Raw genomic sequence first — 14,188 nt, 5'->3', positions numbered from 1 at the left:
GAGAAATATCATGACAGTCGAGTTATCCGCGCTGACCGCGGTCTCACCGATCGACGGCCGCTACGAAAGCAAGACCGCGGCCCTGCGCGACATCTTCAGTGAATACGGCCTGATTCGCGCGCGGGTTGAAGTTGAAGTGCGCTGGCTGCAACAGCTGTCACGCCACGATGAAATCGCCGAGGTCCCGGCTTTCAGTGCTGCCACTGACCAGTTACTCGACGACATCATTGCCAGGTTCTCGGTGGAAGACGCTGAACGCATCAAGGAAATCGAGCGCACCACCAACCACGACGTAAAAGCGGTGGAATATTTCCTCAAGGACAAGATCGCCGGCAATGAGGAGCTGGCCCAGGTCAGCGAATTCGTGCATTTCGCCTGTACTTCCGAGGATATCAATAATCTCTCCCACGCGTTGATGCTGCGCGCCGGCCGCGACCAGGTGTTGCTCCCCGCGATGAACCAGATCGTCAGCAAGGTGGCCGAACTGGCCCAGGACTTCGCCGACGTCCCGATGCTCTCCCGCACCCACGGCCAGACCGCCAGCCCCACCACCGTGGGCAAGGAGCTGGCAAACGTGGTGGCGCGCCTGCGCCGCCAGCTGAAACAGATCCATGAGGTGGAGCTGCTGGGCAAGATCAACGGTGCCGTGGGTAACTACAACGCCCACCTCTCCGCCTACCCGGAAATCGACTGGGAAGCCAATGCCGAACAGTTTGTGACCTCGCTGGGCCTGTCCTGGAACCCCTACACCACCCAGATCGAACCGCACGACTACATTGCCGAACTGTTCGATGCAGTCTGCCGCTTCAATACCATCCTGATCGACTTCGACCGGGATATCTGGGGCTATATCTCCCTGGGCTATTTCAAGCAGAAAGTCGTCGCCGGCGAAGTGGGCTCCTCCACCATGCCGCACAAGGTCAACCCCATCGACTTCGAGAACTCCGAGGGCAACCTGGGCCTGGCCAATGCGGTATTCCAGCACCTGGCGGCAAAACTCCCGATTTCCCGCTGGCAGCGCGACCTGACCGACTCTACCGTACTGCGCAATATGGGTGTGGGTGCGGGCTACGCAGCCATTGCCTACGCCGCCACCCTCAAGGGCCTGGGCAAGCTGGAGATCAACCCGGCCCGCCTCGAGGAAGACCTGGACAACGCGTGGGAGGTCCTGGCAGAACCGATCCAGACGGTAATGCGCCGCTACAACATCGAGGAACCCTACGAGAAGCTCAAGGCGCTGACCCGCGGCCAGGGTATCAACCGTGAGACCCTCAAGGCGTTTATCGACAAGCTGGAGATCCCCGAGGAAGCCAGGCAGTCCCTGCACGAGCTGACGCCGGCCGGCTATATCGGCAACGCCGTCGCCCAGGCGAAGAAGATCTGAGGAGCCTGCTGTGACCACTTCCCTGCCCCGGCCGCTCACCCATCTCGGCGAGATGCCGGTGGCGGAGTTCCTGCGCGATTACTGGCAGCAGAAACCGCTGCTGATTCGCAATGCCTTCCCCGATTTCGAGCCGCCAATCACCGGAGAGGAGCTGGCGGGGATGGCGCTGGAGGAGTCCGTAGAGTCGCGGCTGGTGCTGGAGCACGGTGACGAGGGTCCCTGGCAGCTGCGCAATGGACCGTTCACCGAGGAGGACTTCCTCTCCCTGCCCCGCAGTCACTGGACCCTGCTGGTACAGGCGGTGGACCAGTGGATGTCGGAGGTGGCGGACCTGAAGGAATACTTCCAGTTCCTGCCCGACTGGCGACTGGACGACGTGATGATCAGCTACGCCGCCGACCAGGGCAGCGTGGGCCCCCACTTCGATTACTACGATGTCTTCCTGCTACAGGCTGAGGGAAAGCGCCTCTGGCACCAGGGCCCGCGCGTGGACGACCAGAGCCCCCGCGTCGAGGGAACGCCGTTGAATATCCTCAGGGAATTCGAACCGGAAAACAGCTGGCTGCTGGAGCCCGGTGACATGCTGTACCTGCCACCACAGTACAGCCACTGGGGTATCGCCGAAGGCGGTTGCACCACCATCTCCATCGGTTTCCGTGCCCCGTCCGCAAAAACCATTCTCGAGGACCTGGCGGCGGAGCTGGCCCACGCCCTGCCGGACCACCTGCGCTACTCGGACCCCGGCCTCAAGCCCGCGACAGTGCCGGCTGAAATTGATCCCGCCGCAGTGGCACGCCTGCAGGGGCAGCTGGCGGAGTGGCTGCTGCAGCCGCAGAATATTGCCCAGTGGTTCGGCGCGGTGATGACTGAAGCCAAGTACCCGGATACGGTCGCGCTGGATGCCGGTGAAGCCACCGACTGGCGCGAACAGCTGCCCGATGGCGCCATGCTGGTACTCAACCCGGCCTCACGCTGCGCCTTCTGCCGCGACCCGGAAACGCTGTTCGTCGATGGGGAGTCATTCCCGGCACCGCTGGCCTTTGCCGAGCGCTTCTGTTCGAGCCACCAGGTCGACCAGGGAGATATTGACGATTTCCCCGAAATCGGCAGCGCGGACGGTCTGGTCGACCTGCTGGTGGCCCAGGGTACGCTGATCTATCCGCCGGAGGACTTCTGAAGTGGCAAACGGGGAAACAATGCTGGAAATCCGCACCGCCGACTGGGATAGCGACCGGGAGCACCTGCGCGCAATCCGCGACGCCGTGTTTATTCGTGAGCAGGGCGTAGACCCTGCTATCGAGTGGGACGACCAGGAAGATGCCGCCCAGCATTTCCTGGTGCTGCAGGATGGCGTTCCCGTAGGGACCGGCCGGATTCTGTCGGCCGGGAAGATCGGTCGCATGGCGATCCTGCCGGAGTTGCGGGGCACCGGGCTGGGCCTGAGGCTGCTGCAGAGCATCTGCACTTTTGCGCGGGGCAACGGCCTGCCGAAGGTCTACCTGCATGCCCAGCGCCATGCCGAGGCGTTTTACCGCAAGGCCGGGTTTGTCCCCGTCGGTGAAGAGTTCGAGGAAGCGGGCATCGCACACATCCGGATGGAGCGGACACTTGCCTGACCGCGACACGGAAGAACCTAACAGCGAAGCGGGACCCACTGTAGCTGCCAGGCCGCTGGAAAACGCCGGCGATTTCCGCACTGCTCTGGTCGAGCTGCTGCAGGGCGCCCGTCGCCGCGTGTTTATTTTCTCTGGCCACCTGGCACACGAGCTCTACAGCGACCACCTGGTGGCCGGGGCTATCTCCGAATTTGCCCGACGCAGCCGCTATGCCCAGCTGCAGATCCTGGTGCGCGACAGTGACAGGCTCGCCCGAGAATTCAACCGCACCCACAACCTGGCGCAACGACTCAGCAGCCGCATCCAGTTACGTTGCATCAATGCCACGGTGGAAACACCGCAGATGGAATTTGTGCTCGGTGACACCCGGGACGTATTGCTGCGCGAGGATCGCGAACAATGGCTTGGGGTTTACGCGGCGGATGACCGGGTGCGTGCCCGCCGGCTCGCAGAAACATTCCAGCAGCAGTGGGAACAGGCATCAGAGGATCCCGCCCTGCGCAGGCTGTTTCTCTGACTGGTGCGGGATAACAGGACGGTGGCCTGCCCGATGCCCATCCCTGGACGTCAGCCCCCGTTTTTTACTGCAGAGCTTTCACCGTCCCCGCCCACACCGGCCGCAGCCGGTGCATCCGGGCAGGAAAAAGCCGGGGTTATCAGGCGCGCTGCCTGGACTTGAACTCCCGGCGGCGACGATGCAATACCGGCTCGGTGTAACCATTGGGCTGTGCACAGCCCTCGAACACCAGTTCACAGGCCGCCTGGAATGCCACGCTCTGGTCAAAGTCCGGGGCCATATTGCGGTAGTTGTCGTCACCGGCATTCTGCCGGTCAACCACCGCTGCCATCCGCTCCATGGTTTCCCGGACCTGCGCCTCGCTGACAATGCCCTGCTTGAGCCAGTTGGCAATATGCTGTGAGGAAATACGCAGGGTAGCGCGATCTTCCATCAGCCCGACATCGTTGATATCCGGCACCTTGGAACAACCCACGCCCTGCTCCACCCAGCGCACCACGTAACCAAGGATGCCCTGGGCATTGTTATCCAGTTCGCGCTGGATCTCTTCGGCGCTCCAGCCGGTATCCTCTGCCACCGGCACCGTGAGGATATCGTCCAGACTGGCCGGCTCGCGCGCCGCCAGCAGTTCCTGGCGCTCGGCCACATTCACCCGGTGGTAATGCAGGGCGTGCAGCGTCGCGGCGGTGGGCGATGGCACCCAGGCAGTATTGGCTCCAGACATGGGGTGGCCAATCTTGGCCTCCATCATGGCCGCCATCTTCTCGGGCATGGGCCACATGCCCTTGCCGATTTGCGCTCGCCCCTTGAGGCCGGTAGCAAGGCCTACATCCACGTTCCAGTCTTCATAGGCATTGATCCAGGTGGACTGCTTCATGTCGCCCTTGCGGATCATCGGGCCAGCCAGCATGGAGGTATGGATTTCGTCCCCGGTACGGTCGAGGAAGCCAGTGTTGATAAATACCACTCGCTCCCGCGCGGCTGCAATACAGGCCTTGAGGTTGACGGTAGTGCGGCGCTCCTCGTCCATGATGCCCATTTTCAGTGTATTGCGCTCCAGGCCCAGGGCATCTTCGATACGGTCGAACAGGGTGTTGGCAAAAGCCACTTCCTCCGGGCCGTGCATCTTCGGCTTGACGATATAGATGCTGCCGCTGCGGGAATTCTTCTGCTCCCCGCTGCCGCGGATATCGTGCAGCGCGATCAGGCTGGTGATCATGCCGTCCAGGATCCCCTCAGGCACCTCATTGCCATCACCATCGAGGATCGCATCGTTCGTCATCAGGTGGCCGACATTGCGAACAAACATCAGACTGCGCCCGGGCAGGGTGAAGCTGCTGCCATCCCGCGCCTTGTATTCGCGGTCTGCGTTCAACTTGCGGACAAAGGTCTTGCCGCCCTTGTCGATGGACTCCTCAAGGTTGCCTTTCATCAGGCCCAGCCAGTTGCGGTACACCACAACCTTGTCTTCGGCGTCCACTGCTGCGACGGAATCTTCGCAATCCATGATGGTGGTCAGTGCCGATTCCATCAGGATATCTTTCACGCCCGCGGCATCTGTCTTGCCGATCGGGCTGTCCCGGTCAACCTGGATTTCAAAGCGCAGGCCATTCTGCTGCAGCAGGATGGCATCGGGAGTGTTGGCATCGCCGTTAAAGCCAAGGAACTGGCCACGGCTCTTGAGCGTGGCGATATCACCGTTGCGCAACAGAACCTCAACCAGGTTCCCATTAATCCGGTATTCCACTGCATCGCGGTGGCTGCCCTCGGTGAGTGGTGCCGCCTGGTCGAGGAACTCCCGGCCAAAGGCAATCACCTTCTCGCCCCGCACCGGGTTATAGCCTGTACCTTTCTCTGCCCCACCCTCTTCGCTGATTACATCGGTGCCATACAGGGCGTCGTACAGGCTTCCCCAGCGTGCATTTGCGGCATTGAGGGCATAGCGCGCGTTCATTACCGGCACCACCAGCTGTGGTCCGGCCATGGTTGCGATTTCCTCGTCCACGTTCTCGGTAGCGGCACTGAAATCAGCGGGCTCAGCGACCAGGTAGCCGATTTCGCGGAGGAATTCTTTATACCGATCGAGGTCCCGGTAAGCGCCGGGATTGTCGGTGTACCACTGGTCGATCTGCTCCTGGATTCTGTCGCGCTTGTCGAGCAGGGAGCGGTTAACCGGTGCCAGGTCCCGGACTATTTTTTCAAGCTCGGCCCAGAAATGGCCAGCTTCGACTCCCGTATCCGGGATCACTTCCTCGTCAATCAGTTGTTGAAGCTCCCTGGCTACCAACATCGTCCCGACTTTCACTCGCTCCGTCATTTCCAGGCCTCCTGCGGGTTAATGGCGATGGCATATTCTAAACAGTCACATCCACATAACACTAATTTATTGACTATATGCCCGCTATTCATATTGTGAATTCCGGTGAGAATGGGCTACCGGCGTACTGTTAAATTTTCGCCCCATTCTGTCGAATTTTTTCCCCCGTGTGGATGGGCGCCACTCCTTCCCACTCCCTAATGCTAGCTTCTTCTCGATCCGGTCATGCATCCCTGCGGTGCAGGGGAGCAAAGACCACAGGAGGAGGACGGCCATACACGGCCGCCGCGCGAGAGAAGGCAAACTTAAAATAACTTGATAAGAAAGGTACCTCTATGAACCAAGGCAAGAAGCAAGTGACAATCGCTGCGATGGTAGCCCTGATGGCCGCCGGCGCCTGGGCCAAGCCGCCCCACGATGGCGGTGGCGGAAACGGCGGTGGAGGTGGCGGCGGTGGTGGCGGTGGCAGCTCCGAGTATTACCAGGCCTGCGGTACGCCCGACAACAGCACTTCCGTTTCCCGGGCCTCACTACTCATCGGGGGTGCTGAGGCCGGGGCCACCGGCGAGATCGCCGCTACCCAATGGCTGGTTGACCACGCCCGCGGCGGTGACTACCTCGTACTGCGCACCGGCGGTACTGGTGGCCAGGCAGACTGGATGTGCGACACTTTCGGCCCGGACCTGGGCTCGGCGGCAGAGCTTTCAATCGACGACAGGAACTCCGCCAACGATCCCTCCCTGGTTTCATACATCCAGAATGCCGAGATCATTTTTATCGCCGGGGGCGACCAGAATGAGTATGAAGACTTCTGGAAGGATACCCTGGTCGAAGATGCCCTCAATGACCACCTGAACGTGAAGCGGGCGCCGATCGCCGGCACCAGCGCGGGCCTGGCCGTTCTCGGCCAGTCTTACTATGCGCCTGCCAACCTGGGCGTCCTGTCGAAGGAAATCCTCGACGACCCGTATCACGCCAACACCCAGGACATCAATCACGGCGATTTCCTCTTGCACCCGCAACTCGCCGGCGTGATCACCGACACCCACCTGGACCGGGTCACCGGAAATGGCCGCAAGGCTGAGACGCGCCATGGACGCACATTCGGGTTCCTGGCCCGCAGCATCCAGGACCGGAGCACCCTGGGCGCACGAGCCATCGGGCTGGAGGAAGCGACCTTCGTCGCCCTGGACGGCAACGGTGTGGCCACAGTCTACGGGGAAGGCGCGGCCTATTTCATGGAGCCCAACAGTTTTCCTGAGCGCATCACCGCTGGCGCCCCCCTGGTCTGGGACAACGGTGGCCAGGCCGCTACGGTCTACAGGATCCAGGGCGACGCGGACGGCCATGGCAGCTTCGACCTCAGTAACTGGAGCGGCTCTGGCGGTAGCAACAGCAGCTGGTATACCACTTCCGGCTACGACAACTTCAACTGCCAGACCGGCTGCTGAAGCGCCAGCCTCCAGGCCGGCCCGGGCGCTGGTAGCTCCGATGCCCCGGGGATAAGTGGCGTGGCTGGCGACTGCGCCCTATAGCTGCCGCCCGATATCCAGGATCAGCCGCCGCAGCCACCGATGCGGCGCACTCTGCTGCAGCAGCGGGCTCCAGGCCATCTTCAGCTCCAGTGGGGGGATATCCAGTGGCGGCTCGCGGCGCGCGATCCGGGGGTTGTCGCTGGCCAGCTGCGCCAGCCGGGTGGGCACCGTCACAATCAGGTCGCTCTGCTCCGCCAGCAGCATGGCAACCTGGTAGTGGCGGGTAAACACGGAGATATCGCGTTTCTCCCCCTGGCGCCCGATGGCCTCGTCGACCCAGCCCAGGCGCTGCACATCCTCGGGATTGACCCCCACGCCAACACCCATACCAGTCTTGCTGACCCAGATGTGCTGCGCCTTCAGGTACGACTGCAGGGTGTAGTCCTCCAGGATGGGGTTATCTGCCCGCATTACGCAGGAGAAGCTGTCCCGCCACACGGTGGCCTGGTGGAAGCTCTGGGGCATGCTGTCAAAGCGGTTGATCACCATATCCACCTTGCCCTGCTCCACGTCGACAAAGCTGACGTCACTGGGCGTCATGATGTCCAGGCTGATGCCCGGCGCCTGGTCCCGCAGGCGCCGCAGCAGCGGCGGGATCAGCGTGGACTCGGCGTAATCGCTGGCCATGATGCGGAAGGTCCGGCGGGCGCCGTCAGGCTTGAAGTCGCGGTTGGGCTGGATTACCCGGTCGATGGACGCCAGAGCTTCCCGCACCATCGGCTGCAGTTCCAGCGCCCGCTCGGTGGGCATCATGCCCTCGCGGGTGCGGACCAGCAGCGGGTCATCAAACAGCTCCCGCAGTCGCTTGAGGCCGTTGCTCATGGCGGGCTGCGACAGCCCCAGGTAATTGGCGGCGCGGGTGACATTGCGCTCCCGCAACAGCACATCCAGGTAGACCAGCAGGTTCAGGTCGGCTCTTTCCAGGCTCATAGTATTTATCTGACTGATAGTGAAAATAATGGCAATAAATTAGCCAAATTATGCCAAGGCCTCTAGCATATGCAACAACAAATCGCAGTCATCTCTTTTCGAGGAAACAAAGCCAATGTCTACTTACTCGCAAGAAATCGAAGCGGCAGCCAAGCTCCGTAAAGCCAATGGCAGCTCCTGGGATGCCATTAACCCGGAATCCGTGGCACGTATGCGTCTCCAGAACAAATTCCAGAACGGCCTCGAGATCGCCAGGTACACCGCCAATATCATGCGTAAGGACATGGAGGCTTACGACAAGGATTGCACCAAGTACACCCAGTCACTGGGTTGCTGGCATGGCTTTATCGGCCAGCAGAAAATGATTTCCATCAAGAAGCACTTTGAAGGCAACACCGATCGCCGTTACCTGTACCTGTCCGGCTGGATGGTCGCAGCACTGCGCAGTGAATTTGGCCCCCTGCCCGACCAATCCATGCATGAAAAGACTTCCGTCGCGGCCCTGATCGAAGAGCTGTACACCTTCCTGCGCCAGGCTGACGCCCGTGAGCTGGGCGGCCTGTTCCGCGAGTTAGATGCTGCCCGTGAGGCCGGCGACAAGGACGGCGAGAAAGCGATTATCGACAAGATCGACAATCACGTGACTCACGTTGTCCCGATCATTGCCGACATCGATGCCGGTTTCGGCAACGCGGAAGCGACTTACCTGCTGGCCAAGAAAATGATTGAAGCCGGTGCCTGCTGTATCCAGATCGAAAACCAGGTTTCCGACGAGAAGCAGTGTGGCCACCAGGACGGCAAAGTAACCGTTCCCCATGAAGAGTTCCTGGCCAAGATCCGCGCGGTACGCTACGCGTTCCTGGAACTGGGTGTAGAGGACGGCGTGATCGTCGCCCGTACCGATTCCCTCGGCGCCGGCCTGACCAAGCAGATCGCGGTGACCAAGGAACCGGGCGACCTGGGTGACCAGTACAACTCCTTCCTGGATTGCGAGGAAGTGGCCGCGGGCGACCTGGCCAACGGCGATGTAATCATCAACCGCGACGGCAAGCTGCTGCGTCCGAAGCGCCTGGCCTCCAACCTGTTCCAGTTCCGCCAGGGTACTGGCGAGGCCCGCTGTATCCTCGACAGCGTGACATCCCTGCAGAACGGTGCTGACCTGATCTGGATTGAAACCGAGAAGCCCCATGTCGGCCAGATCGGCGGCATGATGGACGAAATCCGCAAGCAGGTGCCGAACGCGAAGCTCGTTTACAACAACAGCCCGTCGTTCAACTGGACCCTGAACTTCCGCCAGCAAGTGTTCGACGCCTGGCAGGAGGAAGGCAAGGACGTTTCTGCCTACAACCGCGAAAACCTGATGAGTGCGGAATACGACGATACCGAATTGTCCCGCGAGGCCGACGACAAGATCCGTACCTTCCAGGCAGATGCAGCCCGTGAAGCCGGTATCTTCCACCACCTGATCACCCTGCCGACCTACCACACTGCCGCGCTGTCTACCGACAACCTGGCGAAGGAGTACTTCGGTGAAAAAGGCATGCTGGGTTACGTGGAAGGCGTGCAGCGCAAGGAAATTCGCCAGGGTATCGCCTGCGTCAAACACCAGAACATGGCGGGCTCCGACATGGGTGACGATCACAAGGAATACTTTGCCGGTGAAGCTGCCCTCAAGGCAGCGGGTAAAGACAACACCATGAACCAGTTCAGCTAAGCGCTGTCATCAGGCAGCAGCCCTGGCAGGCCCAGATACTGCCAACTGCTGCAGCTTATTCACTCACTTTTGGGGCCACTTGGTGGCCCCTTTTTTATGGATGGTGAAAAACCGGCCTTCTCCGGGAACCAGGCCACAGCAGCGGCCTTTTGTGTTTGCCTGCCCGAATCGGGGGGATATCGCGCCAGATTCGACTAGCCTTATGGGAGGACAGTGCCTATCTGGCGGAAGCTATGGCCACGCCAGGCCGTGTTCTGGTCTTTAATTCTGGCTGTTACCTGCTCAAGTTTGCCCTGCTCAATCCTTCCGGCGACATGCAGTGGCTGAGCGGTATCAGCAAGGCGCAGGCAAGTCCGGGCCTCTGCTCATGAGGAAGCACCCTGGGCCAGGAGCGCAGCCGGGTGCCGGGCGACGGCGCGACAGAGACCATGGAGACTGGCCAGCCGGGCCGTCCCGGCGCCAGATGCTCAATACCTAATTCGCAGCCACCATTTCGAGGGAAAGCAACCGATGACTACCGGCAACTATGACCGCAAGGCCGAAATAGCGGCCATCGAGAAAGACTGGGCGGAGAACCCCCGCTGGAAAGGTGTTGAGCGCACCTACAGCGCCGAAGATGTGGTACGCCTGCGGGGCTCCATCAAGCGGGAGAACACCATCGCCCGGCGTGGCGCGGAGCGGCTCTGGAAGCTGATCAACGAGGGTGGTCGGCCGGATTTCCGCCCGGAAAAGGACTTTGTCAATGCCATGGGCGCCCTGACCGGCGGCCAGGCGGTACAGCAGGTGAAGGCCGGCGTCCAGGCCATCTACCTGTCAGGCTGGCAGGTAGCCGCCGACGCCAACAGCTCGGAGACCATGTACCCGGACCAGTCCCTGTACGCCGTTGACTCGGTCCCCACCGTGGTGCGCCGCATCAACAATGCCTTCGAGCGCGCTGACCAGATTCAGTGGAAGACCGGCAAGAATCCCGGGGACGACGGCTATATTGACTATTTCGCGCCGATTGTCGCCGATGCCGAAGCGGGTTTTGGCGGCGTCCTGAACGCCTTTGAGCTGATGAAGAACATGATCCGTGCCGGCGCCTCCGGCGTGCACTTTGAAGACCAGCTGGCTTCCGTGAAGAAGTGTGGCCACATGGGCGGCAAAGTCCTGGTGCCGACCCAGGAGGCCATACAGAAGCTGGTAGCAGCACGCCTGGCGACAGATATTGAGGGGGTTCCCACTATTGTCCTGGCCCGTACGGACGCCAATGCCGCGGACCTGATGACATCCGACCACGACGAGCGCGATGCGCCCTTCCTGACCGGGGAACGCACCGCCGAGGGTTTCTACCGGGTCAAGGCCGGTATCGACCAGGCCATAGCCCGCGGCCTCTCCTATGCACCCTATGCCGACCTGCTGTGGTGTGAAACCGCCACCCCGAACCTGGAGGAGGCGAAGAAATTTGCCGAGGCGATCCGCAAGGATTACCCGGACCAGTTGCTGTCCTATAACTGCTCGCCCTCCTTCAACTGGAGAAAAAACCTGGACGACGACACCATCGCCAGGTTCCAGCGGGAACTGTCGGCCATGGGGTACAAATTCCAGTTCATCACCCTGGCCGGCATCCACAACATGTGGAATAGCATGTTCAACCTGGCTTACGACTATGCCCGTGAAGACATGTCTGCCTATGTGCGCCTGCAGGAGAAGGAGTTTGCCGACGCCGATAAAGGCTATACCTTTGTCGCGCACCAGCAGGAGGTGGGTACCGGCTACTTCGATGACATGACCAATGTCATCCAGGGCGGGCAGTCCTCAGTAACCGCGCTGACCGGCTCCACCGAGGAAGACCAGTTCAAGTAAGCCCCGTGCTGAAAATATCATTTCACTCACTTTCCGGGCCGCCCTGCGGCCCTTTCTTATGCATCACTGCCCTGGGGCGGCTCATCCACAGTCAGCGGTCGGCGCAAGTCCACAAAGCGACGCAGGGCCCCGGCAACCAGGTAACCCTCGAGGCGATGTTCGAAGGTATCCGTATCCTCGAATGCCATCCGCTCCAGGCACCGGTGGATGTAGTCCGCCTCCTTTGAGCGGTCCGCAGAGGCGCCCCGCCCGGCCAGCGCCAGGGGCACGACCTTCCACCATTTCTTGCTGTGCACTTTGAGCCGCCCCAGGGCCACTGCCAACAGGGCTTCTTCCTCCGTGAAATCGGTCCCCAGTGGAAAATAAGGCAACTGCGCCAGCCGCTCGTCAGTGTTATAGGCCGCGCGGATACGCTCAGGGGTGTTTTCCGTAAACTCCAGCGGAATGGTGAAGTCGGCCTCGATCTTGCCGGCCGACCTGGCCTTTTCCAGCAACTCTTCCTGGAAGCGTGAATCGCAGATGGCCAGCATTGCGGCAATCACGTCGCGGTCGCTTTTCCCCCGCAGGTCGGCAACGCCATACTCGGTGACCACAATATCGCGGAGATGCCGGGGAATGGTACAGTGGGGGTATTCCCAGACGATATTACTGCGTGTTTCGCCATGACTTTCCCGGGTGCTGGCCAGGGCGATTGCGGAACGGCCACCTGGTAGCTGGTGCGCCTGGGCAACAAAGTTATATTGGCCGCCCACACCACTCACCACCTGGGCGTCCGCCAGCCCATCGGAAACCACTGCCCCATTCAGGGTTACCATCATCGCTGCATTGACGAAACGCGCCTGTTGCCGCTGTGCAATTTTAAGCTCGGTGTCGCCCAGCAGATCATTGATGAAATCGATTGCGGTCATATTGATGCCGGCAAGCTCGTCTTCCGGCATCTGGCGAAGTTCCGCATACATGGAAGACGGGCCCAGGTAAAAACCGCCGTGAAGCCAGGTGCCGCCGCGTAGCTTCTGTCCTGCACGGCTACCCAGCAGCCGCCGCCGGCCATGCGCACTATGGAGATCGCTCTCCTCCTCCTCGCCGTCCGGGCTCAGCAGCCTGTGACCACGCCAGCTGTAACTGGGATCGATGGCACCAATGGACTGCAGGAACTCAGTGTCCGCCTGCGTCAACGGGCAGCTGATCCTGCCGCAGTCCCTGAGCGCCAGCAGCAGCTGCTCATCGGCAATCGCTTCTACCGCTCCGCTGTCCAGCAGGGACTGCAGGCTGGCATCCGGGTACACCTCCCGGGTCAGTATCCCCTCGCGTCGCAGGTGCAGGAACCCGGGTGGAACCATCTCGCTGGCGCCGTACAGCCCCCGGTCAAAGGTCCCGGTCTCCATGGGCAGGCGCTGGCGATATTGCAGCGAGTCGTCCGAGGTCAGGTCCTGCAGGATGCCCCGGTAGAGATCATTGTGTTCATGGCGCAGGCGCAGCGCATGGCAGACAGCATCACCGATTGCGCCGATCCCCACTTGCAGGGTTCCGCCATCGGGTACCAGGCTGGCCACGTGGAATCCCAGGCTGTACTCGGTAAAGTTCACCGGCGTGGTGGGCGCGCAGAACAGCGGGGTATCAAAGGCATCCCCTTCCAGCAGAAAATCGAAATCACCGGCCTCCAGCACCGAGTCACCGGGCATAAAGGGCAGCTGCGGATTGACCTCACCGAGCATGTAGAGCTCATAGTCCTTCCGTGCCGCCGCCTCCCGCAGTATTGGCAGAGTCAGGTCGGGATTGCTGCTCAGGCTGTACGCGCCTCCAGAACCGTCCGGATCCGGGGCCACCATTTGCGCAACCACGTTCACCCCACGGTCGAAGAGGTCGCGGGTCACATGGGTATAGTTGGAGCTGACGTAACTCTGCTGCGCCGTGGCGTTGTGCACGTAGGCCCCGGGCTGCATAAAAAACTCGCAGACTTCTATGTTGGGCGGCAACTGGCCACGGTGGCGGGGATCTGTGAAAGCGAGATCCTGGTAATGGTTGTAGAGGCGGTCCAGCAGCGGCTGGATAAAGCGCCGCTGGATTTCCCCCTTGCCCCGGGGACGCTCCAGGGTCAGGGCAGTAAAAATCGTCAGGGAAATGGACCGGTCTGCGGCAGCCCTGGCATACAGGGCATTGGCAAAGTGGTTGGCCTTGCCGATACCCAGCGGCAGGCCCAGCACGATTCGTTTGCCCACTTTTTCCAGCACTGCATCGACGCAGGCCTCGGCGCAGTCTAGGCGCCGTGTTTCTTTCTCCACGGAATTGCTCCTGCCCTGCCCCGCCCGGTTTACGGGCGGGGTGCGGAT

10 protein-coding genes are annotated in these 14,188 nt (G+C 61.2%); 7 read left to right on the top strand and 3 right to left on the bottom strand.

The features are described 5' to 3' along the window. Positions 1 to 10 precede the first annotated feature (10 nt). The 4 genes from purB to LVE68_RS01285 are packed head-to-tail and all read left to right on the top strand — an operon-like array spanning position 11 to position 3,517. Positions 11 to 1,384, top strand: coding sequence for an adenylosuccinate lyase (purB, locus tag LVE68_RS01300; protein ID WP_232942431.1), 1,374 nt, complete (start codon positions 11 to 13; stop codon positions 1,382 to 1,384). Between the two features lie 10 nt (positions 1,385 to 1,394). After that, a complete protein-coding gene (locus LVE68_RS01295) occupies positions 1,395 to 2,561 on the top strand; it encodes a cupin domain-containing protein (RefSeq protein ID WP_232942429.1) in 1,167 nt (388 codons plus the stop codon). A 19-nt stretch (positions 2,562 to 2,580) separates the two neighbouring features. Continuing rightward, a complete protein-coding gene (locus tag LVE68_RS01290) occupies positions 2,581 to 3,000 on the top strand; it encodes a GNAT family N-acetyltransferase (protein WP_232942427.1) in 420 nt (139 codons plus the stop codon). Continuing rightward, positions 2,993 to 3,517 carry a DUF7931 domain-containing protein gene (locus LVE68_RS01285; RefSeq protein ID WP_232942425.1) on the top strand — a complete coding sequence of 175 codons (525 nt, stop codon included), beginning with the start codon at positions 2,993 to 2,995 and terminating at the stop codon, positions 3,515 to 3,517. The genes LVE68_RS01290 and LVE68_RS01285 overlap by 8 nt, the downstream gene beginning before the upstream one ends. Before the next feature lie 139 nt (positions 3,518 to 3,656). Here LVE68_RS01285 and LVE68_RS01280 read toward each other — a convergent pair whose 3' ends face one another. Further along, on the bottom strand, positions 3,657 to 5,834 hold the full coding sequence (locus tag LVE68_RS01280; protein ID WP_232942423.1) for a malate synthase G: 2,178 nt from the start codon (positions 5,832 to 5,834) through the stop codon (positions 3,657 to 3,659). A gap of 335 nt (positions 5,835 to 6,169) precedes the next feature. Here LVE68_RS01280 and LVE68_RS01275 point away from each other — a divergent pair, with 335 nt between their 5' ends. Next, a complete protein-coding gene (locus LVE68_RS01275) occupies positions 6,170 to 7,285 on the top strand; it encodes a cyanophycinase (RefSeq protein WP_232942421.1) in 1,116 nt (371 codons plus the stop codon). Positions 7,286 to 7,363: 78 nt separating this feature from the next. Here LVE68_RS01275 and LVE68_RS01270 read toward each other — a convergent pair whose 3' ends face one another. Continuing rightward, entirely contained in the window at positions 7,364 to 8,299 is a 936-nt protein-coding gene (locus tag LVE68_RS01270) for a LysR family transcriptional regulator (protein ID WP_232942420.1), read from the bottom strand. 115 nt (positions 8,300 to 8,414) lie between these two features. On the opposite strand from LVE68_RS01270, the gene LVE68_RS01265 reads away from it, so the two are divergent. Continuing rightward, the gene (locus tag LVE68_RS01265; protein WP_232942418.1) at positions 8,415 to 10,013 is read left to right on the top strand and encodes an isocitrate lyase; all 1,599 of its coding nucleotides are present in this window, start codon (positions 8,415 to 8,417) and stop codon (positions 10,011 to 10,013) included. A gap of 510 nt (positions 10,014 to 10,523) precedes the next feature. Further along, on the top strand, positions 10,524 to 11,858 hold the full coding sequence (gene aceA / locus LVE68_RS01260) for an isocitrate lyase (protein ID WP_232942416.1): 1,335 nt from the start codon (positions 10,524 to 10,526) through the stop codon (positions 11,856 to 11,858). 56 nt (positions 11,859 to 11,914) lie between these two features. Here the strand turns inward: aceA and LVE68_RS01255 are convergent, their stop codons facing one another. Beyond that, positions 11,915 to 14,140 carry an acetyl-CoA hydrolase/transferase C-terminal domain-containing protein gene (locus tag LVE68_RS01255; RefSeq protein ID WP_232942414.1) on the bottom strand — a complete coding sequence of 742 codons (2,226 nt, stop codon included), beginning with the start codon at positions 14,138 to 14,140 and terminating at the stop codon, positions 11,915 to 11,917. Positions 14,141 to 14,188: the final 48 nt, after the last annotated feature.

It is taken from the genome of Microbulbifer sp. YPW16, from assembly GCF_021290385.1.
In the GTDB taxonomy this organism is placed as follows: domain Bacteria; phylum Pseudomonadota; class Gammaproteobacteria; order Pseudomonadales; family Cellvibrionaceae; genus Microbulbifer; species Microbulbifer zhoushanensis.
Note: the sequence above shows the minus strand (reverse complement) of the source record. Positions and strands in the feature narration are given on the sequence as shown.